23 protein-coding genes, 5 tRNA genes, 1 other RNA gene and 1 pseudogene are annotated in these 24191 nt (G+C 43.7%); 13 read left to right on the top strand and 17 right to left on the bottom strand.

Features of this window, described 5'->3' with window-relative positions; translation table 11 throughout:
- Positions 1 to 14: 14 nt before the first annotated feature.
- The 7 genes from NI465_RS02450 to NI465_RS02420 form a co-directional block, all read right to left on the bottom strand.
- Positions 15 to 89: transfer RNA gene (locus NI465_RS02450), tRNA-Gln, on the bottom strand.
- Between the two features lie 92 nt (positions 90 to 181).
- Positions 182 to 256 (bottom strand) — tRNA-Gln (locus NI465_RS02445).
- A gap of 18 nt (positions 257 to 274) precedes the next feature.
- A tRNA-Gln gene (locus NI465_RS02440) sits at positions 275 to 349 on the bottom strand.
- A gap of 26 nt (positions 350 to 375) precedes the next feature.
- Positions 376 to 450: transfer RNA gene (locus NI465_RS02435), tRNA-Gln, on the bottom strand.
- Positions 451 to 452: 2 nt separating this feature from the next.
- Positions 453 to 1280 (bottom strand): 4-(cytidine 5'-diphospho)-2-C-methyl-D-erythritol kinase, encoded by an 828-nt coding sequence (gene ispE / locus NI465_RS02430; RefSeq protein WP_247143083.1) that lies wholly within the window; start codon positions 1278 to 1280, stop codon positions 453 to 455.
- 21 nt (positions 1281 to 1301) lie between these two features.
- On the bottom strand, positions 1302 to 1880 hold the full coding sequence (lolB, locus tag NI465_RS02425; protein WP_005106318.1) for a lipoprotein insertase outer membrane protein LolB: 579 nt from the start codon (positions 1878 to 1880) through the stop codon (positions 1302 to 1304).
- A 7-nt stretch (positions 1881 to 1887) separates the two neighbouring features.
- Positions 1888 to 3600: a tetratricopeptide repeat protein gene (locus NI465_RS02420; protein WP_180086312.1), complete on the bottom strand. Its 1713-nt coding sequence runs from the start codon at positions 3598 to 3600 to the stop codon at positions 1888 to 1890.
- 79 nt (positions 3601 to 3679) lie between these two features.
- Here NI465_RS02420 and hemA point away from each other — a divergent pair, with 79 nt between their 5' ends.
- Positions 3680 to 4969 carry a glutamyl-tRNA reductase gene (gene hemA / locus NI465_RS02415; protein WP_044108718.1) on the top strand — a complete coding sequence of 430 codons (1290 nt, stop codon included), beginning with the start codon at positions 3680 to 3682 and terminating at the stop codon, positions 4967 to 4969.
- Positions 4970 to 5108: 139 nt separating this feature from the next.
- On the opposite strand, the gene NI465_RS02410 is transcribed toward hemA, so the two are convergent.
- The gene (locus NI465_RS02410; RefSeq protein ID WP_180086310.1) at positions 5109 to 7031 is read right to left on the bottom strand and encodes a DNA primase; all 1923 of its coding nucleotides are present in this window, start codon (positions 7029 to 7031) and stop codon (positions 5109 to 5111) included.
- A 225-nt stretch (positions 7032 to 7256) separates the two neighbouring features.
- Positions 7257 to 8222 carry an outer membrane protein assembly factor BamD gene (locus NI465_RS02405; RefSeq protein ID WP_044108721.1) on the bottom strand — a complete coding sequence of 322 codons (966 nt, stop codon included), beginning with the start codon at positions 8220 to 8222 and terminating at the stop codon, positions 7257 to 7259.
- A 71-nt stretch (positions 8223 to 8293) separates the two neighbouring features.
- Between NI465_RS02405 and rluD the strand changes: the two genes are divergently transcribed.
- From rluD to NI465_RS02390, 3 genes are read left to right on the top strand one after another with little or no spacing between them, the layout of a single operon-like run.
- Positions 8294 to 9346, top strand: a complete 1053-nt coding sequence (gene rluD / locus NI465_RS02400) for a 23S rRNA pseudouridine(1911/1915/1917) synthase RluD (RefSeq protein WP_044108722.1) — start codon at positions 8294 to 8296, stop codon at positions 9344 to 9346.
- A 37-nt stretch (positions 9347 to 9383) separates the two neighbouring features.
- Positions 9384 to 10124, top strand: coding sequence for a peptidoglycan editing factor PgeF (pgeF, locus tag NI465_RS02395; RefSeq protein WP_243474407.1), 741 nt, complete (start codon positions 9384 to 9386; stop codon positions 10122 to 10124).
- 40 nt (positions 10125 to 10164) lie between these two features.
- Positions 10165 to 10725, top strand: coding sequence for a flavodoxin family protein (locus NI465_RS02390; protein ID WP_253144171.1), 561 nt, complete (start codon positions 10165 to 10167; stop codon positions 10723 to 10725).
- A gap of 55 nt (positions 10726 to 10780) precedes the next feature.
- Here the strand turns inward: NI465_RS02390 and smpB are convergent, their stop codons facing one another.
- Positions 10781 to 11260, bottom strand: coding sequence for an SsrA-binding protein SmpB (gene smpB, locus NI465_RS02385; protein WP_004280586.1), 480 nt, complete (start codon positions 11258 to 11260; stop codon positions 10781 to 10783).
- Between the two features lie 139 nt (positions 11261 to 11399).
- Here smpB and coaD point away from each other — a divergent pair, with 139 nt between their 5' ends.
- From coaD to NI465_RS02360, 5 genes are all read left to right on the top strand, one after another.
- Positions 11400 to 11891: a pantetheine-phosphate adenylyltransferase gene (gene coaD, locus NI465_RS02380; RefSeq protein ID WP_004280585.1), complete on the top strand. Its 492-nt coding sequence runs from the start codon at positions 11400 to 11402 to the stop codon at positions 11889 to 11891.
- A 1-nt stretch (position 11892) separates the two neighbouring features.
- Positions 11893 to 12156, top strand: a complete 264-nt coding sequence (locus tag NI465_RS02375) for a YfhL family 4Fe-4S dicluster ferredoxin (RefSeq protein WP_004280584.1) — start codon at positions 11893 to 11895, stop codon at positions 12154 to 12156.
- A 26-nt stretch (positions 12157 to 12182) separates the two neighbouring features.
- An RNA gene (rnpB, locus tag NI465_RS02370) (RNase P RNA component class A) lies at positions 12183 to 12560 on the top strand.
- Between the two features lie 72 nt (positions 12561 to 12632).
- Positions 12633 to 12709 (top strand) — tRNA-Met (locus NI465_RS02365).
- 100 nt (positions 12710 to 12809) lie between these two features.
- The gene (locus NI465_RS02360; protein ID WP_253144170.1) at positions 12810 to 14249 is read left to right on the top strand and encodes a KAP family P-loop NTPase fold protein; all 1440 of its coding nucleotides are present in this window, start codon (positions 12810 to 12812) and stop codon (positions 14247 to 14249) included.
- 2 nt (positions 14250 to 14251) lie between these two features.
- Here NI465_RS02360 and NI465_RS02355 read toward each other — a convergent pair whose 3' ends face one another.
- Both NI465_RS02355 and NI465_RS02350 read right to left on the bottom strand, forming a co-directional pair.
- Positions 14252 to 14875, bottom strand: coding sequence for a CatB-related O-acetyltransferase (locus NI465_RS02355; RefSeq protein ID WP_180086304.1), 624 nt, complete (start codon positions 14873 to 14875; stop codon positions 14252 to 14254).
- 112 nt (positions 14876 to 14987) lie between these two features.
- A pseudogene (locus NI465_RS02350) lies at positions 14988 to 15383 on the bottom strand (RidA family protein).
- A gap of 136 nt (positions 15384 to 15519) precedes the next feature.
- On the opposite strand from NI465_RS02350, the gene NI465_RS02345 reads away from it, so the two are divergent.
- Positions 15520 to 16113 (top strand): TetR/AcrR family transcriptional regulator, encoded by a 594-nt coding sequence (locus NI465_RS02345; protein ID WP_243474403.1) that lies wholly within the window; start codon positions 15520 to 15522, stop codon positions 16111 to 16113.
- Between the two features lie 72 nt (positions 16114 to 16185).
- Here NI465_RS02345 and greA read toward each other — a convergent pair whose 3' ends face one another.
- The 3 genes from greA to carA all read right to left on the bottom strand — a co-directional run bounded on the left by greA (position 16186) and on the right by carA (position 21136).
- Entirely contained in the window at positions 16186 to 16662 is a 477-nt protein-coding gene (greA, locus tag NI465_RS02340; RefSeq protein WP_004645764.1) for a transcription elongation factor GreA, read from the bottom strand.
- Positions 16663 to 16752: 90 nt separating this feature from the next.
- The gene (gene carB / locus NI465_RS02335) at positions 16753 to 19983 is read right to left on the bottom strand and encodes a carbamoyl-phosphate synthase large subunit (RefSeq protein WP_253144169.1); all 3231 of its coding nucleotides are present in this window, start codon (positions 19981 to 19983) and stop codon (positions 16753 to 16755) included.
- 13 nt (positions 19984 to 19996) lie between these two features.
- Entirely contained in the window at positions 19997 to 21136 is a 1140-nt protein-coding gene (gene carA / locus NI465_RS02330; RefSeq protein WP_004645762.1) for a glutamine-hydrolyzing carbamoyl-phosphate synthase small subunit, read from the bottom strand.
- A 308-nt stretch (positions 21137 to 21444) separates the two neighbouring features.
- Here carA and NI465_RS02325 point away from each other — a divergent pair, with 308 nt between their 5' ends.
- Both NI465_RS02325 and NI465_RS02320 read left to right on the top strand, forming a co-directional pair.
- Complete coding sequence (locus NI465_RS02325; RefSeq protein WP_253144167.1) at positions 21445 to 21933, top strand: hypothetical protein; 489 nt, start codon at positions 21445 to 21447, stop codon at positions 21931 to 21933.
- 102 nt (positions 21934 to 22035) lie between these two features.
- Positions 22036 to 22257, top strand: coding sequence for a hypothetical protein (locus NI465_RS02320; RefSeq protein WP_253144165.1), 222 nt, complete (start codon positions 22036 to 22038; stop codon positions 22255 to 22257).
- 148 nt (positions 22258 to 22405) lie between these two features.
- Here the strand turns inward: NI465_RS02320 and NI465_RS02315 are convergent, their stop codons facing one another.
- Both NI465_RS02315 and yhbY read right to left on the bottom strand, forming a co-directional pair.
- Positions 22406 to 22945 (bottom strand): DOMON-like domain-containing protein, encoded by a 540-nt coding sequence (locus NI465_RS02315; protein WP_005169863.1) that lies wholly within the window; start codon positions 22943 to 22945, stop codon positions 22406 to 22408.
- 11 nt (positions 22946 to 22956) lie between these two features.
- Complete coding sequence (gene yhbY, locus NI465_RS02310; protein ID WP_005097716.1) at positions 22957 to 23280, bottom strand: ribosome assembly RNA-binding protein YhbY; 324 nt, start codon at positions 23278 to 23280, stop codon at positions 22957 to 22959.
- 195 nt (positions 23281 to 23475) lie between these two features.
- Here yhbY and rlmE point away from each other — a divergent pair, with 195 nt between their 5' ends.
- Positions 23476 to 24126 carry a 23S rRNA (uridine(2552)-2'-O)-methyltransferase RlmE gene (gene rlmE, locus NI465_RS02305; protein WP_005097715.1) on the top strand — a complete coding sequence of 217 codons (651 nt, stop codon included), beginning with the start codon at positions 23476 to 23478 and terminating at the stop codon, positions 24124 to 24126.
- The last annotated feature ends 65 nt before the right edge of the window (positions 24127 to 24191 follow it).

Genomic DNA, 24191 nt, shown 5'->3' with positions numbered 1-24191 from the left:
TATATGGGAATAGATGGCAGGGGTAGCTGGATTCGAACCAACGGATGCCGAGATCAAAACCCGGTGCCTTACCACTTGGCGATACCCCTAATGCGGCAGAACTTTAATATTTTTGCGGTAAAGTGTCAAGGTAAATTAACAGTCTTACAGCAAATGAGTGTTCTGTCTTTTTTCGAGAAAATGGCAGGGGCGGCTGGATTCGAACCAACGGATGCCGAGATCAAAACCCGGTGCCTTACCACTTGGCGACGCCCCTAATTTGATGACTGTAAGATGGCAGGGGTAGCTGGATTCGAACCAACGGATGCCGAGATCAAAACCCGGTGCCTTACCACTTGGCGATACCCCTAATACAGTACATCTACAGGTGGAAAATGGCAGGGGTAGCTGGATTCGAACCAACGGATGCCGAGATCAAAACCCGGTGCCTTACCACTTGGCGATACCCCTATCTACACTTTAAACTGAACTAAAGGTGATTCTTGTAAACTGTTGACCAGGTAAGCTTTACATGGTGCATTTGCAAGAATATCTTCGATATTCAGATTGTCAGTGACTTCAATAAACACACAAGCACCTGTACCTGTAAGCTTTGCTCTACCGAACTGGTCGAGATATTGCATTGCTTCATCGACTTCAGGATATAAGCTTCTTGCCAGTGGCTCAAAGTTATTTCCAAAATCAGATGGCGTTTCCTGATAGGCGCAAAATTTAGTGCTCTTCGTGTCTCTTGTCAATGCTTTTTGCGAAAAAAGCAGTTGAGTGCTGATAAAACAATCAGGTTTTAACACAATGAATTTTTTTTGATCTAAGTCTATGAATGTTAAGTGTTCACCAATGCCTTCAGCCCAAGCATTTTTACCATGCACAAATATCGGCACATCTGCACCCAGTTTAACCCCGAGATCTGCCAGTTGCTCAATATTTAAATCGCACTGCCAGAGCTGGTTTATCACAATCAGGGTCGTCGCTGCATTGGAAGACCCTCCACCCAGACCTGCACCCATCGGGATATTTTTTTCCAGACGAATTTTTAGTCCGCACGGCGTTTTGGCATAGGGCTTCAATAATTGTATCGCCCGATAGATTAAATTCTGTTGCAGATCGACTGAGGCCAAACCTTCTATCTGAATCGCATCATCAGCGCTTTGTTCAAACTCCAGCCAGTCATACAGGTCAATCAACTGAAAAATACTTTGCAGTTCATGATAGCCATTTTCACGGCGACCGGTAATATGTAAAAACAAATTCAGTTTAGCAGGCGAAGGAACACGAATTATCATGGGCTGGAATCAGGTCAATTAACGGTTTTCAATGATCATTGTAATACGGTTTTCCGCACCATTTTCAAGTGACTGCTTTAAAATCAAGCGGTTTGGCATTTTGGCCTGCGCATTATAATTGAGATCGACCGTCCAGCCCTGTTCGATAATCTGGTTAATCCGCTGCGCATCGTCTTTTTGTAATTTGGCAGTCGTGGTGGCAGGGCGGGCTTGTACCCAATCGACTAAATAACTGATCGGCGCTTGCCAGCCTGTTGCGCGTTGCAGTAACTCTTCGGCACTGGCTGCCTGAATCAGACCTGTTTTGGCACTGTTTAAGGTCACTTGTCCCGGTGTGCCAGAAATCTGGGTTTTACCGACGCCTAAAATACCGCTGAGCTCAATATCAAATTCTTCCTGCTGTTGTACCCAGGTAAAGAATGCGCTGCCAGTCTGTTGAGGGGTGCGAACGCCAATTTTACCTTGCAGCTGAAATTGATTCTCTGCCTGTACAGACGGGGTGGCAGGCGCATGTGGCTTGATCATCTGCTGACAGCCAGTTAAAAATAAAGCAGTGGCTGCAAAGGCACAGCAGCCCAATTGGCTCAAATTGCGCATAAATTAATTAACTCGTTTTGGTTTGAGGTGCTAACAATAGCGAATTAAGTTGTTTCAATTCTGGGTCATTTGGATGGTTTTGTTGTAATTGTTGTAACACTTGGTGGAAGTGTTGTAGATCACCTTTCATGTACAAGGAACGTGCATAACGTACCCCAATCTTCACATTCGGATTCAATTGATAGGCTTTGTATAACACATCCGCAGCTGTGGTGAAGTCATTCTGTAAATAACAGATATAACCATAGGTATCCAGAATCGATGCCTGTTCTGGTGCATATTCTAGTGCCTGTTCGACATAGCGGCGTGCTTCTTCGAGGCGACGGTTTTGCATCGCCAGGGTATAGGCATAGGCATTCAGATAGGTCGGACTGTTCGGTTCAATTTTAAGTAAAGTGCTGAGTAGTTCATCCAGCTTGGCGCGATCCTGATGGGGGTCCAGCAACAGGACTTGCGAATAAACCAGTTCAGGGTCATCGGGCAGGTTTTTGCTGGCTTCTTCCAGCAGGCGGATCGCGGCTTTTTTATTCTGCATGCGCGTCAAAATATCCGCTTGGGCTAGATAGAGGAAGCTGGCATGTTGTGGATAATTCACTCTTTCCTGTGTTAAGAAACGCAGCGCATCATGCAGCTTATCCTGCTGGGCGAAAATCGAGATCATGTTGCGACGTGAGACGGTGTAAAGACTGCCATCGACCAGACGATAATAAGCTTTAGCCGTTTCATAATGCTGTTTGCGTTCTGCATTCACTGCCAGATAATAATAGGCTTCATTTTGATACTGCTCAGAATAACGCAGTTCGACCAGATATTTTTCGGCTTTCTCGTATTCTTCCAGATCAATACTGGTCAGTCCGGCAATAAACAGGGCTTCTTCGGCAGTCGGCCATTTTTTTAGAATGTCTTGCAGTTTTTTCAGCGCCAAAGTCGCTTCGTTCAGCTTGACCAGATATTTGACTTCGGCCAGACGCACATCCAGATTATTGCGGTGTTTACGGCTGGATTTTTCATACCATTGCAATGTTGCCTGAGTATCGCCGAGTGCATTGAGCAGATTGGCTTTCATCAAAATATAGCCGGTCGCATTCGGGCGTTTTTTTAAGGCGCGGTTAACTGTATTTAGAGCCTGTTCGAGCTGACCATTTTGTGCTTCCAGACCGGCTACCAGCACCAGAATAGACGGATTGTCCTTGGCTTTGGTAGTGCTTAACGCCTGAATCAGATAAGTACGATCATCTGTGCCTTCCGGTGAAATTCCGGCCAGGATTTCTTCCAGATCGGCGCTGTCATCAATTTGCAGAATTTTTTCTAAGGTCTCAGCGGCCAGCTCATATTCATGCGCTTTCAGGGCAATATGTGATAAATAAAATAAAGCGGGGACATCTTGTGGCTCTTGCACCACCCAGTGCGTGGAGATATCCAATGCTGCCTGCAGATCGTCATGTTCCAGTGCGACATTCAGCGCACGTTGCTTGACTGAAGTGGAATTGCTCTTGATCGCCAGCACCGTATAGTTGTGCAAAGCGGTCGGAATGTCATGTGCAGCGATGGCAAACTCAGCCATCATACTTTGTTTTATCGCATCATAATTTTGATTTGCATGGTAAACTGCTTCCGCTGCATAAAGATGCGCAGTCGAAGCCATGCTACCCACCAGTAGGAATGTGGTAGAATATTGCTTAATTGTAGGGCCGTTGATACGGCTAATTGTTTGACGCAATTTTTTATTGATCCAAGTAATGCTTTTTATGACACCGATGTTGCACAATAGCATAAATTTAGTGAAATGATGACCTGATATGTCTTTCTTTGCATTGGGTGTCAACCATCAAACTGCCTCTGTAGAACTGCGCGAACAAGTGGCGTTTAACCCTGAAAAGTTAAGTGCCATTCTTGCCGAGCAAAGCCAACACCCTGAACTAAACGACATGGTGGTGGTGTCTACATGTAACCGGACCGAAGTTTACGCCATGTCTGACAATGCTGACATGGTGCTAAACTGGCTCGCCCAGAAAAATGGGGTAGATGTCAAACAACTGCAACATCATGTCTATCGTTATGAAAATGCCCAGGCAGTGACGCATCTGATGCGCGTCGCCAGTGGACTGGATTCACTGATGCTGGGTGAACCACAAATTCTGGGACAGGTCAAAACCGCCTTGGCATTGGCTAAAGACTCTCATACCGTTTCGCAAAACCTGAACCGAATTTTTGAATATGCCTTTTATGCCGCTAAACGCGTGCGCTCAGAAACGGCTGTCGGCAGTCATGCGGTCTCAATGGGCTATGCGGTGGCGCAACTGGCCTTGCAAGTATTTAGTCATCCGGACAAGCTGACCATTATGATAGTGGCAGCCGGGGAGATGAACAGTCTGGTGGCCAAACACCTTGCAGAGATGGGGGTGGGCAAAATCATTATCTGTAACCGTACCCGCGAGCGTGCGGATATCCTGGCACAGGAAATTGCACATCGGGTTGAGGTCGAAATTATAGGTTTTGATCAGCTTGCAGAAAATCTGCATCGTGCCGATGTCATTTCCAGTTGTACCGGCAGTTTGCATCAAGTGATCCATTTTACCGATGTAAAGGCTGCACTGAAAAAACGTCGTTACCAGCAGATGCTACTGGTAGATCTGGCCGTGCCACGTGATATTGATGCCAAAGTAGAAAGCTTGGATGGGGTTTATCTATATGGGGTCGATGACCTGCAAAGCGTGATTGAGGAAAATCTGGCACAGCGCCGTCAAGCGGCTGTTGAAGCCGAGATCATGGTCAATCAGTTGGCTACAGAACTGATGACCCAGCAAAAGGTCAAACAGGCCGGGGCGACCATTCATGCCTACCGTGACCACGGGGAAACATTACGTCAGGAAGAATTGTCACTGGCAATGCAGCGAATTGCCAAGGGCGAAAAGGCAGACATTGTACTGGCCGAGTTTTCGCATCGCTTAACTCAAAAACTGTTGCATCCAACCTCTATTGTGCTGCGTGAGGCGGCCAAAGCAGAAGATCCTGCCTATTTTGAGCTGTTGCAGGAAGAACTGGGCAATGTAGTCGCGAAACGTCGTAAATCCAGGCATTCGTTTTAATCAGCATGATGAGAAGCTTGGTTCTTTGCTGATTTGTACTTCAACATAAAACCCAGCCTGATTATTTGAGAAAATTATAAATAATAATGTGAGCTAGCAGTGACTTCATTGGATTCAAAAGAATCAATAATTTGAAAAATTAATCTTCTAACAGGGTCATTGAGCGTTTGCGGTCAATCTCATAAATCTGCATTTTCAGGTTTTTCATTTCTGCAATACTGTTAAATTTCTTGGATTTAATCTTGTTTTTTAAACACTGATATTGCAGCTTGGTTGAAAAATCAGCCGCGAGCTTATCGGCCTGTTCCGGCGATGAGGTGTAATCGCTGACATTGGCATGCTGCAGAATATGCTGCAGTTCATGATGATGGGCTGCGCAGGCACCGAGCACATAATAGATCGACAGTTCAGGATCATCCGGCAAGTCATCAAAAATCACATTCAGAATATTCAAAATCTTAAACAGCAACTGATCTTCCGCTACTAGCGCGCGCAGTGGTTCAAAATGAATATACAGATAAGGATGATTCATCAAGATCGCAATCACATATTCTTCAGCATCAATTTTGGTACTAAAGCTTAAAGATGCATCTGTATTGACCTTAGGTTGCCATTTACGATTAAAGCCCAGTTTTTCACGGAAAAATTGCTGCAGCAGATAACGGAAGGAGCCGTGTTTGGGCAGTAATTCGGTCAGATTTTTTAGTTCACCCATAACCTGACTCTTGCCTTCAGGTGTGGTGATGTCCTGATTTTGGGTCAGGTGAGCAAACACGAAGTCTGACATCAACGGCGCCTGATCCAGCAATCGTCTGAAATTCTCTATGCCTTCACGACGGATCAATGAATCTGGGTCATGGTCAGCGGGCAAGACAAAAAACTTCAGCTCTCGGCCATCATTCAGCAGGGGCAAGGCAATGTCCAGAGTACGGCGTGCCGCTTTTTGACCGGCAGCATCCCCATCAAAGGCAATGGTCAGCCGGTTGCTCTGTTTGAACAGAATATTCAGGTGGTCGGTATTACTCGCTGTGCCTAAAGTCGCCACTGCGCCATGAATGCCATATTGCTGGAGCGCAATTACATCCATATAGCCTTCGACCATCAGCCATTCTTGGGCTTTCTGCTTGCGCCCTTCATACAGACCATACAGCAACTGGTTTTTATGGAAGACCTCAGAATCTGGCGAGTTGATATATTTAGGTTTAATCTCGTCATTGAGTGCGCGACCACCAAAGCCGACCACACGCCCCTTGGTATCACGGATCGGGAAAATCACCCGTTCACGCAGCAGATCAAAATCACGGCCACTGTCGCTGGTACGAATCAGACCTAAAAGTTTTAAGCCTTCAATATCCTGAGGAAAGGCTTTTTCCAGATGTTGCCAGTCTTCGGGCGCATAGCCTAAGCGCCAATAGGCAATGGTTTCTGTAGTCAGACCACGCTGTTTAAAGTATTGCTGAGCACTCGGGCTGTTGGGTAACTGGCGCTCATAGAACTGCGCGATATTTTCCAGCAGATCATAGAGATTACCGTCTTGCTGAACTTCTGCCATGGGCAGGTGTTCAAAAGAAGCAAAAGGGTCACCATAAAAATCCTGTTCGACTGCCTGAAACTCTGCAAATGGGTCAAAACTCGCCGTAGATGCAGCACTATTATTTTCTGTTGGGGCGTTATTTTGTTGCGGCTGAGCTTGTGGTGCCGCTTGAGCAGGCGCAATTTTAGGTTTGGCTGCTTCACGTTTATATTTTAATTTATTGGAATCGGTATTGTCTTTAGGCAGTTCGATGCCGGTCTGACTGGACAGATCTTTCATCACTTCGACAAAATTGCGGCTGCCAATGTCCATTAAAAAACGGATGGCATTACCGTTGGCCTGACAGCCAAAACAGTGAAAATACTGTTTATCACGATAGACGTGGAAAGACGGTGATTTTTCCTGATGAAAAGGGCAGCAGCCTGAATAGGTACGGCCCGTTTTTTTCAGTTTTACGAATTGACCAATCACATCGACAATATCGGTGCGATCGAGAATCTGATCAATCGTATGTTGAGGAATGGCCATGGTCTGTTGAGCTTCTCGCGCTGGTATTTAAGGTCTAAATCACTGAAAAAATGAAAATAGTCTGGCTGAACATTGAATATTTCAAGTTCCTTTGTATACCTTTTGCACGTTTTGTTCAAGCCTTGGCCGGACAACGCAAAAGGGCAAGTATGATACCTTGCCCTTGAGGAAAATGCACCTGTAAAGCGCTGTCTTATTTGCTGATGCTGCCGGACTTATTCAGCTTTATTCAGCCGTTTTAGGACGATCAAGCAAACCAAATGAAATACGGTTGGTGATGCTGCGCTTTTCAGTTTCTGGCGCATCTGACTGTGCATCGGTGTCGGTTACAGTCTTGGCTTCTTTACCAAAAATACCCAGTGTCGCGCGGTTAAAGAAACTGCTTTCGCTACGCGCTGCACGCAGATTCACCGTACCATCTGATTTCACCAGATTCGGATAATTCAGCTTTAACACATCCACATATTGCTGAGAAGTCGCTTTATCACCTAGCTGAGCATAGCCATAAGCAACCGTTGCCAGTGCTTCTGGAATCTGCGGAGTTTGTGGATAATGCTCAATCACCCACAAGCCACGTTCAACTGCTGCCAGATACGCCTTACGCTTGATGTTAAAACGTGCTGCATTCATTTCATGCTCAGCCAGTTCCTGACCGATAAACTGCATACGCTGTGCGGCATCGACTGCATAGGTACTCGACGGATAGCGGCGAATGAAATCAACAAAATTCTGGTAAGCTACTTTCAGGTAGCTGACATCACGATGCGATTGTTTCAGTGAGGTATAACGCAGCAGGCCGTTATAGTTCTGTTCCATATTGGCGACACCGCGTACATAGTAAGCATAATCGACATTTGGATGTTGCGGGTTCAGACGGATAAAACGCTCTGCCAGTGCAACCGCACCTTCATAATCTTTTTGCTGGAATTTTACATACAACAGTTCAAGCTGCGCCTGAGGGGCATACTGACTGGTCGGGAAATAAGTTTCCAGCGCTTCTAACTGTTTTGCTGCATCGGTATATTGATTACGATCTAGCGCTTTCTGTGCTTTTTGAATATAAACCTGTTCGCTAGATTCCGGACCTTTATCCACGACTTCTTTTTTTGGATTACTGCTACAGCCTACCATTGCCGATGCAATGCCTAATGTCACAGCAAGCATTGTCATTTTATAATGTGGTAGCGACATAAAAATTCCTCTGTTAATACGGGCAATGAGCTACAATTGCACTATTAAACCACTTTTGTCTGAATGAGCAAATGAGTCAAGCACAATCTTCCAATTTTAATATCCCTGATACTGATTTCAATTTACTTGAAGATTCTGAGGATGCAGATAACCATACTTCAGAAGCAACTGCAACACGTTTATCGTTGCAATTTCAACTGGATGAAACTTATATCGGGCAACGGATCGACCAGATTGCCGCAATGGTCTGGAGCGATTTTTCTCGAGAAAAATTAAAGCAATGGATTAAAGATGGCAATTTATTGGTGAATGGTCAACCGGTTAAGCCGAAATTTAAAAGTGATGGTTTTGAAACCCTGACTTTAAATGTTGAGCTTGAAGCGCAAACGCGCAGTCTGCCGGAAGATATTCCACTGGACATCATCTATGAAGATGATGACATTATGGTCATCAACAAACCAGTCGGTATGGTGGTACATCCGGGCGCTGGCAATAGTTCTGGCACCTTGGTGAATGCTTTATTGCATCACTATCCGAAATCGGCTGAACTGGCGCGTGCAGGTCTGGTACATCGTATCGATAAAGACACCAGCGGTCTGTTAGTCGTCGCCAAAAATCTGGAAGCACAATTTGCCTTAAGCAAACAGCTTGAGAAAAAATCAGTATATCGCCTGTATGACTTGGTGGTTTACGGCAATATTATTGCTGGCGGTACCATTGATGAACCCATCAAACGTCATCCGGTGGATCGTGTGAAAATGACCGTACTTCCAGGTGGTAAAGACGCGGTGACGCATTACAATGTCAAAGAGCGTTTCCAGCATTTTACCCGTGTTCAAGCCCGTCTGGAAACTGGACGTACCCATCAGATCCGTGTGCATTTTAGCTATATCGGCTTTGGCTTGGTGGGCGATCAGGTGTATATGCCACGTGTCCGTATGCCTGCAGGTGCATCGCAATTATTAGATGATACTTTGCGTGGCTTCAAGCGTCAGGCTTTGCATGCTGTACAACTCGGTCTGACCCATCCGCGTACCAAAGAAGAAATGACCTTTGAAGCACCGTGGCCGGAAGACTTTACCAATCTGGTTGAAGTGCTGCGTACCGAAAACAAAGCCTATTAATCTTTTTATTTAGCTCGCGTCAAAGCAAGGAATCGAGATGCAATTTGTACCAGGACTTCCACAAGGTGTGTATGTCGGCCAGACTCGCGTTCACCATGCGAAAGTACAGCCATCCGCACAGCCTGAGCTTGCAGGTTTTAACTTGGCCTTGCATGTGCAGGATAATGCGCTACGGGTACAACAGCATCGTATGGCTTTATTGCAGGATTTCGCTGCCTTTGGCGTAGATAAAATTACCTGGATGACCCAGACGCATAGCACCATTTGTCATAGCATTAATGAGCAGATGCCATTTACCGCACTGGTCGGAGATGGTCTGGTGACGCAGCGCAAGGCGCATGCCTTGATGATGATGACTGCAGACTGTTTACCTGTGGTAATGGGGAATGCGAAAGGTACGGAAGTTGCCAATTTGCATGCCGGCTGGCGTGGTCTGGCCGGTGGGATTATTGAAAATACCCTTGTAGCCATGCAAACTCCGCCGACCTGGGCCTGGCTCGGGGCGGCCATTAGTCAGCCATGTTTTGAAATTGGCGCTGAAGTAAAAGCTGCTTTTTGTAGTAAATATCCTGAACTGGACAGTGCATTTCAGGCGGGTGAACAGGCAGGTAAATATTATGCCGACCTGTATGCCATTGCACGTTATATCTTGCAACAACACGGCATAAATACCGTATTGGGTGGGAATCAGTGTTCTTATCGCCAGCCAGAGGAATATTTCTCTTATCGCCGTGAGCCAAAAACAGGGCGTATGGCAACATTCGTGTTTATGGCATGAAAATGTTAAACTTAACTGAATTTTTTGGCTTTTGAGCGTTATGTCCCTATCTTCCAAATCTATTGCGATTGTTTATCACAGTCCTTATGGACACACGGCTAAAGTGGCAAATTTTATTGCCGATGGTGCGCGAGAAACTGGTGTTCAGGTGCATATGATGAATGTCGAACATATAGACTGGGATGTGCTTGATGCCGCAGATGCAATTATCTTTGGTTGTCCGACCTATATGGGTAGCCTGACCTCTGCCATGAAGCTGTTTATGGAGCAATCCTCTAAACGCTGGCTGGCACGTAGCTGGCAGGGTAAACTGGCCGCAGCCTTTACCAATGGTGGCGGACTTAGTGGTGACAAGCTGGCGGTCCTGCAGCAAATCAACCTGTTTGCCATGCAGCACGGTATGCTCTGGAGTGGCTTGCCATTAATGCCGACAGGTCGTGCAGTGACGGACCTGAACCGGATGTCGAGCTTTTTGGGTTTAATGACCCAGTCGGATAATGCCCCGGTTGAAGTCACTCCACCTGAGGGCGATTTAAAAACCGCGTTCTGGTTTGGGGAATATATTGCCCTGACTCTGGCGCGACTAAATACCCTTGCTTAAAGCCATAAAAAAACCTCCAAATGCGGAGGTTTTTTTATATTCAACTTTTAATCCATTATTTATGGAAAATTCGCGCTTTATCACGTTGCCAGTCACGGTCTTTTTCGGTGGCACGTTTGTCATGAAGCTGCTTACCTTTGACCAGAGCAATTTCCAGCTTGGCATGTGGACCTTTCCAGTAGCAGGCCAGTGGAACGCAGGAATAACCTTTCTGGTTAATCGCACCCATCAACTTTTCAATTTCACGGCGATTCAGCAACAGTTTGCGGGTACGGGTTGCTTCAGGCACCACATGGGTCGAAGCACTTAACAAGGGCTGAACCTGTGCACCAAACAAGAACGCTTCACCATTTTTAAAGGTAATATAACTTTCTACAATGGTCATGCGACCAGCGCGCATTGATTTGACTTCCCAGCCTTTTAATGAAAGCCCCGCTTCAAATTTCTCTTCAATAAAATAATCGTGGCGGGCACGTTTATTCAGTGCAATGGTACCGCCATTATTTTTTTTTACTACAATAGATGCTTTCGCCATAATCTGATACTTCCAAACGTGCTGCTATTGTACCGCAACTAGAAATAAGGTGAAGTTTTTTAAATTAATGAGGATTATTCACCAAAAAAACAAGTTTTTGCTAAAATAAGATTCTACATAACAAACAGAGTACAAATGGATGTCTAAAACTCGTGTGATTTATCCGGGGACTTTTGATCCAATTACCAATGGACATATTGATTTGGTAACCCGCGCAGCGCGAATGTTTGATGAAGTCGTGGTAGCCATTGCCATCGGTCATCATAAAAATCCGGTATTTAGTCTGGAAGAGCGTGTCGCATTGGCGAAAGAGTCATTGAGTCATTTGGACAATGTTGAATTTGTAGGCTTTGACGGTTTGCTCGTCAATTTTTTCCGTGAGCAAAAGGCGACTGCTGTATTGCGTGGTTTGCGGGCAGTATCTGATTTTGAGTACGAATTTCAGCTGGCAAATATGAACCGTCAGCTGGACTCCCACTTTGAAGCGGTATTTTTAACTCCTTCAGAACAATATTCTTTTATTTCATCCACTTTGGTGCGTGAAATTGCTCGATTAAGAGGTGATGTAACCAAGTTTGTACCACCAAACGTGGTTGCGGCCTTCGAGCGTAAACTTCAACAAGGTTGGTAGCGTGTCTTTATATATCACCGATGAATGTATTAACTGTGATGTCTGTGAACCTGTATGCCCGAATGAGGCCATCTATATGGGTGAACTCATTTATGAGATTCATCCAGACCTATGTACAGAGTGCGTCGGACATCATGATCAACCACAGTGCCAGTTGTTCTGTCCGGTGGATTGTATTCCACTGGATCCGAATCATGTCGAAACGCAGGAACAGCTGCAAGCCAAGTATGAAAAACTGACTGCTCAAAAAACATCAAGCAATTAGTCTCGATATTTGATACTATGCCGCTCGAAGTGAGCCAGACGATCGCTGCTGTGGAAATCTCCGTGATTGAAGCAGGGGAGGAAAGTCCGGGCTTCATAGGGCAAGGTGCCAGGTAACGCCTGGGCGGTGCAAACCGACGGCAAGTGCAGCAGAGAGAAGACCGCCTTCATTATGTTTTCGAGCAATCGGAATCGGAGGTAAGGGTGAAAGGGTGCGGTAAGAGCGCACCGCATGGCTGGTAACAGTTCATGGCGAGGTAAACCCCACCGGAAGCAAGACCAAATAGGAATCCATTAGGCATGGCCCATGCTGGATTCGGGTAGGTCGCTTGAGCGCATGAGTGATTGTGCGCCTAGAGGAATGATCGTTCACGACAGAACCCGGCTTATCGGCTCACTTCAACAAATTTTGATCAAACAGCACAATATGGGGTTGACGTGATTTACAGAAAATCCCATAATGCGCGCACAGTTTAAGGCTATGTAGCTCAGTTGGTTAGAGCACCGCACTCATAATGCGGGGGTCACAAGTTCAAGTCTCGTCATAGCCACCATATTCTGAAAAAACCCGCTCCGATTGAGTGGGTTTTTTTATGCCTTTAAAAATTAAAATGAATATAATGAATGAATTGTAAACGAATGAAATTTAATAAAATGACTATAGATCAAATAAATTGGCAGAAAGATAATTTTGAGAATATTCAAACTGCTTGGGATGGTGATTTGTGGGATCGCCGTCGTTTAGGTGAACAATTAGAACGTTATGTGGATCGTTTGCAATGTGGCGCTGTATTAGCTTTGGATGCACGTTGGGGTGAGGGGAAAACGTGGTTTGTTCGGCATTGGGCAAAGCATTTATCTGATACAGAACATGATGTTATTTATTTAGATGCCTTCGCAAATGATTATTTAGATGATCCTTTCTTAACGATTGCAGCAGAGATTAGCCAAGCTTTTAAAGATTCTGATGAAATTGGTATTGAAGAGATTAATGATTTTAATTCAAAGACTGCCTCGGTTTTAATTTCTCTAGCAGCTGTAATACCAATGATTGCAGCTAAAGCTGGAATGCACTGGATAGGTTTAGGTGGAGCAGGCGAGACAATAAAAGCAGTTTATGATGAGGGAAAGGATGTTTTTGATGTTGCTAGTGAGGAAGTAGCATCTAAAGTAAAAGAGCAAATAGAAAAGAAAATTGAAAATCATCATATAGAAAAACAAACGATTCAGGATTTTAAGAAAGAACTAGCCGAACTTGCTGCTCAATTAGAAAAACCTTTAGTTTTTATTATTGATGAGTTAGATCGCTGTCGCCCCGATTTTGCAATTCGTCTAATTGAAAGAATTAAGCACTTTTTTGATATTCCAAAAATTGTTTTTGTTTTAGTAATGAATAAGCCACAATTATTACAATCTATCAAAAGTGTGTATGGTTATGAAGCAGAGATGAATGGTGATTATTTAGAAAAATTTATTGATTTTACAGTACATCTTTCTTCAGAAAAGTGTGAAAAAAATTATGAAAATATTATCAAAGAACAACTCTTTCGAATAGGAGAGTTGGCTAATAAAGATGAAGTGAACGAGTTCTATTTTTGGGTTTTAGCTTTGCAATTAGAGAAAAAATTAAATCCGCGTGAGTTAGTTAAAAAGCTAAATCAATATGCTTTATTAAGGACAAATGAAACTAACAAGAATTTAATTCTTATTAGCCTAATGATGACACCGTTAACAGTACAACATGATTATATTAGGTATTTTGAAATAATTATTAAAATCTTATCTAATAATCTGTATTTAAATAAGAGGGATTTTATGAAAAAACATAACCTTAATTTAAATTTTGATACTAAGTTTGATGCAATTACTGATACTACATGGGTGCGAGATATATTGAAATGGGATTATAAAGTTGAAGATTTTTTTATGAGTAGCTTTATTCATGAGCATCATAATATTGAGCGAATTAGAGATGATGCTAGTTGGAAAGAAAGCAAGTACATAGAGTATTTGTCTGCATTTTCAATAAGCCCTTTGAATAAAACTAGTGATTTTATTGAATCTTTGATGAATTATATAAAAACTGGACTGTAATTTTATGAATTAGATATAAAATTTACCAAGCTAACCACATCATCCGTCTGCAACTGTTCACGCATTTTTAAAAACTGCTTTTCATCTATATTGTAAACTTGGAGGGAAAGCAGTTTTTCTATATCTTCTTGTGGAAAACGATATTTAATAATTTTAGCAGGTACACCACCGACAACTGCATATGGTGGCACATCTTTGGTCACGACTGCGCCTGTCGCCACTACCGCGCCTTCACCAAGGTTCACACCCTGCATAATCAAAGCGCGTGAGCCAATCCAACAGCCATCGCCAATAATAGTATCGCCAGCAGGTACAAAACTGCGTGTATCGAATGGAAACGCTGAAATCCAGTCGGTACGGTGGAGTTGATTGCCACCCATCATAATCACGCACTCAGCACCAAAACAGACAAAATTACCGATATAGAGCTGGTCGATGGGCTTCTCAGACGTTGCAGGCCTGTCATGTAAATAACGCACTACACAACGCTCAAACCCCTGATCCCAATAGGCCGAATAATACGAATAATTCCCTTTGATATGAATGTTGGGATTCTTCACCGTTTTTGAGATGAACTCGAATTCACACCAGTGATTCACAGGAGAATTAATTAACTTTTCAGACATGAGGAGGCTATAACCACAAGGAATGCATCATTATACCGAATTGGACTTTAAGCTGAATCAACAATCTTAATTCAGCCAGTGAATCGAATATTAAAGCACGTGCTGACCTTGCTTAAGTGCTACGAGGAATACGGGCAATCACTTTAATTTCAAAATCAAAACCTGCCAGCCAAGTCACGCCCACCGCAGTCCAGTTTGGGTAAGGCTTTTGATTAAACACTTGTTGTTTAACTTTCATAATACTTTCAAACTGCCGTTCGGGGTCAGTGTGAAAAGTAGTGACATCGACAATATTGTCGAAGCTACAACCAGCCGCTGCCAATGTTGCAGCTAAGTTTTCAAAAGCCCGTTCTACCTGCTTCTCAAAATCTGGTTCAGGCGAGCCATCTTCACGGCTACCGACCTGACCAGAAACGAAGAGTAAATCTTACGATTTAATTGCAGCAGAATAACCATGCTGTTTATACAGGGCATGGCGGTCTTGGGGAAATATCGCAGTTCTAGTCATGACTATCCTCATTCAATATCTAATTTATAAGTGAGTGAAAGCAATTTAACTTTCACATACGCATCGTATGTAAACATAATTGACATACGGCCCGTATGTCAATTAAAATTTTTGTGATGATGAGGTAAAGTAATTCATGTCTGTTCGTGAACAAAAAATGGCGGAAACCCGCAAGAAACTGATTGAAGTGGCACGTCGTACGTTTGCAGAATATGGTTATGCAGACACTTCAATGGATAAGCTCACGGCAGAAGCAGGGCTGACCCGTGGAGCGTTGTATCATCATTTTGGTGATAAAAAAGGCTTGTTTGCTGCAGTGGTCGACCAGATCGATTCGGAAATGGCTTCATCTGCCCAGCAGCATCTGGAGCAGCCTGCTGATCTGTGGGAAGGATTGATGCTAGAAGGGCGGACCTATATTCAAAATGCCTTAAATCCGGAATTCCAGCGCATTGTGCTGCGTGACGGGCCGGCTGTGCTGGGCGATCCTGCACATTGGCCAAGTCAAAACAGATGTTTGCAGTCCACGCGTGAATGTGTTGAACAATTATTGGCAGTAGACCGAATTAAAACAGTTGATCCAGAAGCTGCTGCGATATTTTTAAATGGTGCAGCAATGAATGCAGCCCTCTGGGTGGCTTCTAGCGAACATCCTGAGCAGGTACTCCCTGAGGCTTTACATGCATTTAATTTATTTGCATCGGGGTTTTTAAAAGAAGCCCAGAGCTAATTCGTTTGTAGGAAGCAGATAAAGGTAAAAAACCCCTCAATCGAGGGGCTTTAAATTAAACAGCTTTAAATTTTAAAGATATTCAACTTTCACAATTTCGTATTCAACTTCACCGTTTGGTGTATTGATTTTCACATCGTCGCCTTCGTTTTTACCTAAAAGACCACGTGCAATTGGCGAGTTCACAGAGATCTTGTTAATCTTAAAGTCTGCTTCGTCATCACCTACAATTTTATAGGTTTTCTGTTCTTCAGTATCCAGATTTTCAATCGTGACCGTTACACCAAAAACCACACGACCATTTTGTTCAAGTTCTTTTACGTCGATCACCTGAGCTGCACCCAGTTTGCCTTCGATGTCCTGAATACGACCTTCACAGAAGCCTTGCTGTTCACGTGCTGCATGGTATTCTGCATTTTCTTTTAAGTCGCCGTGTTCACGCGCTTCTGCAATTGAAGCTGTGATACGTGGACGATCCACTGTTTTCAGTTGGTGTAATTCTTTCTCTAAGGCAATTTTGCCTTCAGGTGTCATAGGATAACGTTGCATGTTGTCCCTCAAAAGTCAGTTGAAAGATATAGAATCTATAAATAAAAAAAGCCCGCCACCAAGAAGGTAGCGGGACTTCTTGGAAGCGAATTAACCTTTAGTTAGGTCTTGCAAACGATATACATCCATTGGCAATTTAATTGCTAAAGCTTGGCATACTGCATCCGCACCATTCAATGTAGTTGTGTTATACACTTTACCTTGAAGTGCTGAACGACGGATCGAGAATGAGTCTTCTTGTGCCTTTTTGCCTTCAGTCGTGTTAATCACAAGGTGGATTTCGCCGTTTTTGATACGGTCTACAATGTTAGGACGACCTTCAGTCACTTTATTGACACGTTCACATTCAAGACCAGCATCGCTAATCACTTTAAATGTACCATCAGTTGCAAGAATCTTGAAGCCTAGGTCAATCAATTGTTTTGCGATACCCGCCGCGCGTGGTTTATCTGAGTCACGTACAGAGATAAATGCGTGTTTCACTTCGCCTTCAGTTGGAAGACCGGGTAAACGCTCGTTTGCACCTAAAACAGCTTTATAGAACGCTTCACCAAATGTTTTACCCACACCCATCACTTCGCCAGTCGATTTCATCTCAGGGCCAAGGATCGGGTCAACACCAGGGAATTTGTTGAACGGGAACACGGCTTCTTTGACAGAGAAGTGCTCAGGAATAATCTCGGTAGTAAAGCCTTGCGACTCAAGAGATTGACCCGCCATACAACGTGCAGCCACTTTTGCTAAAGATTCGCCGATACACTTAGAAACGAATGGCACAGTACGTGATGCACGTGGGTTCACTTCCAGGATATAAACGTCTTCACCTTTAACCGCAAACTGAACGTTCATCAAACCGATTACGCCAAGCTCTTTTGCCATAGCCACGGTTTGACGACGCATTTCGTCCTGAATCTCTTTAGATAGAGAGTAAGGAGGAATCGAACATGCTGAGTCACCTGAGTGAATACCCGCTTGTTCAATGTGCTGCATGATGCCGCCAATCACCACGTCTTTACCGTCAGATACGCAGTCTACGTCAACTTCGATCGCATCATCTAAGAAACGGTCAAGCAGAACAGGTGCTTCGTTTGATGCTTGAACCGCATCACGTAAGTAGCGTTTGAGTTCTTCATCGTTGTACACGATTTCCATCGCACGACCACCAAGCACGTAAGAAGGACGTACCACTAATGGATAGCCTACTTTAGACGCTTCAGCCATACCTTCTTCAGCAGATTTTACAATGCTGTTGTTTGGTTGACGAAGTTGCAGACGTTGAATCATTTGCTGGAAACGTTCACGGTCTTCTGCACGGTCAATCGCATCAGGCGATGTACCGATAATTGGCGCACCGGCTTCTTCTAAAGCGCGTGCCAATTTCAAAGGTGTTTGACCACCGTACTGAACGATAATGCCTTTAGGCTTCTCGATACGAACGATTTCAAGCACGTCTTCAAGCGTGATCGGTTCGAAGTACAAACGATCTGAAGTGTCGTAATCCGTTGAAACTGTTTCAGGGTTACAGTTCACCATGATGGTTTCATAACCATCTTCACGCATAGCCAGGGCAGCGTGTACACAGCAGTAATCGAACTCGATCCCTTGACCAATACGGTTAGGGCCACCACCGATCACCATGATCTTGTCTTTCGCAGACGGATTGGCTTCACATTCTTCATCGTAAGTTGAGTACATGTAGGCTGTATCAGATTCGAATTCTGCAGCACATGTATCGACACGTTTGTAAACTGGCGTTACGCCCAGGTTCCAACGGTGTTTACGGAATTGCTTTTGTGAAATACCCATCAAGTCCGCAATGCGAAGATCTGACAAACCTTTACGTTTGAACGAACGGATGTTATCCGCATTCAAGTGGCCAAAACCTAAAGTTTTGATTTGGTTTTCAGTTTTGATGATGTCTTCGATTTGAATCAAGAACCAGCGGTCGATGTTCGTTGCAGCGAATACTTCGTCTAAAGTAAAGCCGTGACGGAATGCGTCGCCCACGTACCAAATACGCTCTGGACCTGGCACTTTAAGTTCTTGCAAGATCTTGTCGCGCGCACCTTCAGCACCCACTTCAATTTTTTCGTCAAAACCAGAAGCACCCACTTCAAGACCACGAAGGGCTTTTTGTACAGATTCCTGGAAGTTACGACCAATCGCCATCACTTCACCGACAGATTTCATCTGTGTGGTTAAAGTCGCATCAGCTTGTGGGAATTTCTCGAAGTTAAAACGAGGAATCTTGGTTACAACGTAGTCGATTGCAGGTTCGAACGATGCAGGTGTTGTACCGCCAGTGATGTCGTTTTTCAACTCATCAAGCGTATAACCCACAGCCAGTTTCGCAGCGATTTTCGCAATCGGGAAACCAGTTGCTTTAGAAGCAAGGGCAGATGAACGTGATACACGTGGGTTCATCTCGATTACAACCATGCGGCCAGTATTTGGGCAAATACCGAACTGTACGTTAGAACCACCAGTTTCAACACCAATTTCACGTAGTACAGCTAAAGAAGCGTTACGTAGTAACTGGAATTCTTTGTCTGTAAGCGTTTGAGCAGGGGCAACAGTGATTGAGTCACCAGTGTGTACGCCCATTGGGTCAAAGTTTTCAATCGTACATACGATGATACAGTTGTCGTTTTTGTCACGAACAACTTCCATCTCGTACTCTTTCCAACCAATTAAAGATTCATCGATCAATAATTGTTTAGTCGGAGAAAGATCGAAACCGCGTTCACAAATTTCGATGAATTCTTCTTTGTTGTAAGCGATACCGCCACCAGAACCACCCATGGTGAATGATGGACGGATAATTACTGGGAAGCCGAAACGTGCTTGAATTTCTAAAGCATGTTCCATTGACTCAGCAACGTCAGCTTTTGGACATTCAAGACCAATTTTACGCATTGCCTGGTCAAACAGTTTACGGTCTTCAGCTTTTTCAATTGCTTCTTTGGTCGCACCGATCAATTCAACATTGAATTTTTCTAAAATGCCGTGCTCATCAAGGGCAAGGGCACAGTTCAATGCAGTTTGACCACCCATGGTCGGAAGAACAGCATCTGGGCGTTCTTTCTCAATAATCGCTGCAACAGTTTGCCAAGTAATTGGCTCAATATAAGTTGCATCTGCCATGGTTGGGTCGGTCATGATGGTCGCTGGGTTCGAGTTGACCAAAATAACGCGGTAGCCTTCTTCACGAAGGGCTTTACATGCTTGAGCACCTGAGTAGTCAAACTCACATGCTTGACCGATGACAATCGGACCAGCACCAATAATCAAGATGCTTTTAATGTCAGTACGTTTAGCCATGATGCTTCCTTAATTACTTCTTAGATGCTTCGATAAGTTCGATGAAATGATCGAACAATGGTGCGCAGTCATGTGGACCCGGGCTTGCTTCAGGGTGACCCTGGAAGCTGAACGCAGGTTTGTCTGTACGATGAATACCTTGGTTGGTGCCATCAAACAGTGAGCGATGCGTTACACGCAACACATCAGGCAGATTGCTTTCATCGACTGCGAAGCCATGGTTTTGAGAAGTAATCATCACTGTACCATTATCTAGATTTTGTACAGGATGGTTAGCACCGTGGTGGCCGTGAGGCATTTTTAAAGTTTTAGCACCACTTGCAAGCGCAAGAATCTGGTGACCCAGACAGATACCAAATACTGGAATTTCAGTAGTTTCTACAATTGTTTTTACAGCTTCAATTGCGTAGTCACATGCAGCCGGATCGCCAGGGCCGTTCGAAAGGAACACGCCATCTGGATTCAGTGCAAGTACATCAGCAGCAGGAGTTTGCGCCGGCACAACAGTCAGTTTACAACCGCGGTCTGCGAGCATACGTAAGATGTTGGTTTTGACACCGTAATCGTATGCAACAACATGGAATTTAGCTTCTGGTTGAGAGAAACCTTTGCCTAATGTCCAAGAGCCTTCAGTCCATTCAAAACCTTCAGGGTCGCAACATTCTTTTGCCAGGTCTAAACCGTTTAAACCACTAAATGCACGTGCTTTTTCAAGCGCTTCAGCTTCAGTGATATTTTCGCCAGCAAGGATACAGCCATTTTGCGCACCTTTGTCACGTAAGATACGTGTCAGTTTACGCGTGTCGATATCCGCAATTGCCACAACATTGTGTTGTACCAAATATTCAGCTAATGATTGGGTTGAACGGAAGTTACTGTGCAGTAAAGGCAGGTCACGAATGATCAATCCGTTCGCCCAAACCTTATGAATACGACCTGATTCAGTGTCTTCTTCATTACAGCCTGTGTTACCGATATGAGGGTAAGTCAGTGTCACAAGTTGCTGTGCATAACTCGGGTCAGTCAAAATTTCTTGATAGCCAGTCATGGCAGTGTTGAAAACGACTTCACCAGTCGTACTACCCGATGCGCCAATCGAAGTACCTTTAAAGATAGTTCCGTCGGCAAGGGCTAAAATTGCTGGGGTGCTCAAACCAAAGCTCCTGAAATTTAGGCTGTAAAAAAGCGAGAAGACGAAAAAAAAGGAAGGCTATTTTTTAAACCTACCCTCCTATGTCTGCTCGCTTGAACTTAACACGGCATTATACGCAGAATGCCCCCCAAAGTCCAACGGCTTTGCAGCGAAAGTATGAGATAAATGGCTTGCTTTTTGCATGGAAGTCTGTTTTGTAAGCAATGTGAAAAAATGTAAGCAATTAATAATTGTTAGACAAATCAAATCTTAATTTTTATCAAATCTACTAATATAGTTTAGTCGATATAACAATAGGAACAAGACAAATGGCTACAGCACCTAAATCTACTACATCTAAAAAAATTACTCCGAGCGTGGTGACTGAAACTGCCGAGAAGCTTGAAAAAGTAGCAGTCGAGGCTAAAGATCAGGCAATTGAAACCATCGAGGAAAGTAAGGAAAAGCTTGAAGTTGAAGCCAAACAGTTAAGCGATACTGTGCAGGAACAATTGCGTCAATTTAAGCAGGAAGTGTTACAGCGTATTGATACTTTGAAGGAGCAGATTTTCGGTTCGCAGAAAGAATTAACCGAATTGAAAAGCTTTATCAAGACAGAATTCAACGCTGTCGTCGAAGACTTATCCAATCTGGGTAAAGAGCTGAAAGAAGATGTCAGTCAGATTTCGACCAAGCATAAGGAACATCTGACCGATACTTTTAAACGTTCTAAGGATAGTACCGTTGAAGTACTGAAAAAAGTCAAACCCGTGGTGAAAACAGAGAGCTCGGACAAAAGTCCTGAGCTGAAAAGTTAGGCTGCGCTGAAAGGCCGCTATTTAAAAAGGAGAACAATCAAATGTTCTCCTTTGTCTTTATGCAGCAAAACGGACTCACAATAACAATTAGAGGGGGTCACGATGCAACAGCATTTTGTAGGTGTACTTATTTTACTGATATTGATCATGCTACTGAATCTGGAAAGCGGATTGGGGCGCATACTTTATCTAGGTGTAATCGTATTATGTCTGGGAGTACTGGGACTGGTGTTTGTGACCATTCTTCTGATGATCATTACTTTTGCTTTTATTCTTTATGCTGCTGTGAAATCCATTCAGGAACAGCATCATCTGCATCATTAAAATATGAACGTTGAAAACGATAAAAAATCTAAAATAATTACATAGAGGATCAATCATTGTTGAGCAATAAACAAAAACGTGAGACTTTAAGTCTCACGTTTTATTCGCCTGTTACACTTTAAATGGCTGATGCACAGCGTCAATCTATTTAAAACACATGTAACCAGTCACGTTTATTATGAAAATCTGCCTGAGGACTACTATGCTGCATGGCATAGTATTGATCACCCTGCGAGGTTTTTAAAACAGCAGATAAACCCAGGAACAAGTTTTCCCACTTCAGTTTATGTGTTGCCATAAAATCAGTCAGATCCACACTGACATTAAGACCATAATGCGTACGTTTGAGTTGATTCAGCTCAATATCATCCGCAGCTTGCGGTGGCATATCTTCAGGATAACGGTATTCTTCAAATTGATAAGCCTGCCAGGCCTGAGAAGGGGAAAGATTAATCTCACGATAAAAATCTTCACCCTGAACCCCAATAAAAATTTCAAAGCAGGTCTGTTCCCACAAGAAATCCTGACGGGGATGTGCAGCTACCATGTCTGGCCACAGGATGTAATGATTTGGATCGCGGATCCAGAAGCCCACATTTAAACTACATGGACCTTGCTGTTCAATGGCAGCAACCAGAGAGATGGCCTGAAAACGGCGATCAAATGCGCTAAGTTCGTAACTTGCCATAAGTCCTGTACTTAGTTAGACAAATGAGCGAAACGAACAAGATTGGACAATTTTTGGTTCTGTTTTGCCGCTTTCTTATAAAGAAGTGCAATTTTACCAATAGTTTGAACCACTTCAGCACCAGTCGCTTCTGAAATTTCAGCAATCAGCGCTGCACGCGCTTCACGATCTTCAGCGACAATTTTAACTTTAATCAGTTCGTGATCGTTTAAAGCACGCGCTAATTCTTCGATGACATTTTCCGTCAGACCTTTGTCACCTAGCATCACGACTGGGTTAAGTGTATGTCCGATTTGACGTAAACGCTTACGTTCCTGAATAGATAAAGCCGCCATGAGAGATAACCTGAATTTTAAAACGGCTTAGTATAGCAAAAGCAAAAAATAAACGCTGTAAATTATCAGGAAATAATCATATTCAATCTGTCCACGGAGAGAGCAAAAGCCTTAGATTTAGATACACATGTATACTGCAAAATAAGTCTTTTTCACGTACAATTAATAATGAGACATTTTTTTATTTAGAGAGTTATGGCTACACGCATTACCAACCAAAAGTTATCTAAAAGTAGTCGTGATTGGATGAGAGAGCATTTAGACGATCCTTATGTGAAAAAGGCACAAAAGGAAGGCTATCGTGCGCGTGCAGCATATAAGCTCTTAGAAATGCAAGAAAAGTATAAAATCATTAAACCTGGTATGACTGTGGTCGACCTGGGCGCAGCGCCAGGCAGCTGGTCACAGATTGCCGGTAAACTTGTTGGCGATAAGGGTTTATTGATTGCATCTGATATTTTACCAATGGATGCTTTACCAGATGTCACTTTTCTGCAAGGTGACTTCCGTGAAGAAGAAGTTTTCCAAAAACTGCTAGAAATTTTAGATGGTCGTACTGTAGACGTTGTAATTTCAGATATGGCCCCCAATACATCAGGTAATAAGGCTGTAGATCAACCGCGTCAGATTTACTTGTGTGAACTTGCACTGGATTTTGCCAATAAGGTGCTAGGCCCTAAAGGTCAATTTGTGGTAAAAGTTTTCCAAGGCTCAGGTTTTGACGAATTCCGTAAGCAAGTGGTTGATAGTTTTGATATTCTGAAAACATCTAAACCCTTGGCATCACGTGCTCGCTCTAAAGAAGTTTTCCTGATCGGGCAGGGACGCAAGAAGGCTTTAAAATAAGTCTACTTGCCAAGTCGTTAAAAATTGTGCATTTTGTACGTTTTCAGATAATTGTAAGTTGATTT

The sequence above is a fragment of the Acinetobacter lwoffii genome, assembly GCF_024129855.1.
Classification (GTDB): Bacteria; Pseudomonadota; Gammaproteobacteria; order Pseudomonadales; family Moraxellaceae; genus Acinetobacter; species Acinetobacter lwoffii_L.
The sequence above is the reverse complement of the archived record's forward strand: the minus strand, read 5'-3'. Positions and strand labels throughout refer to the sequence as shown.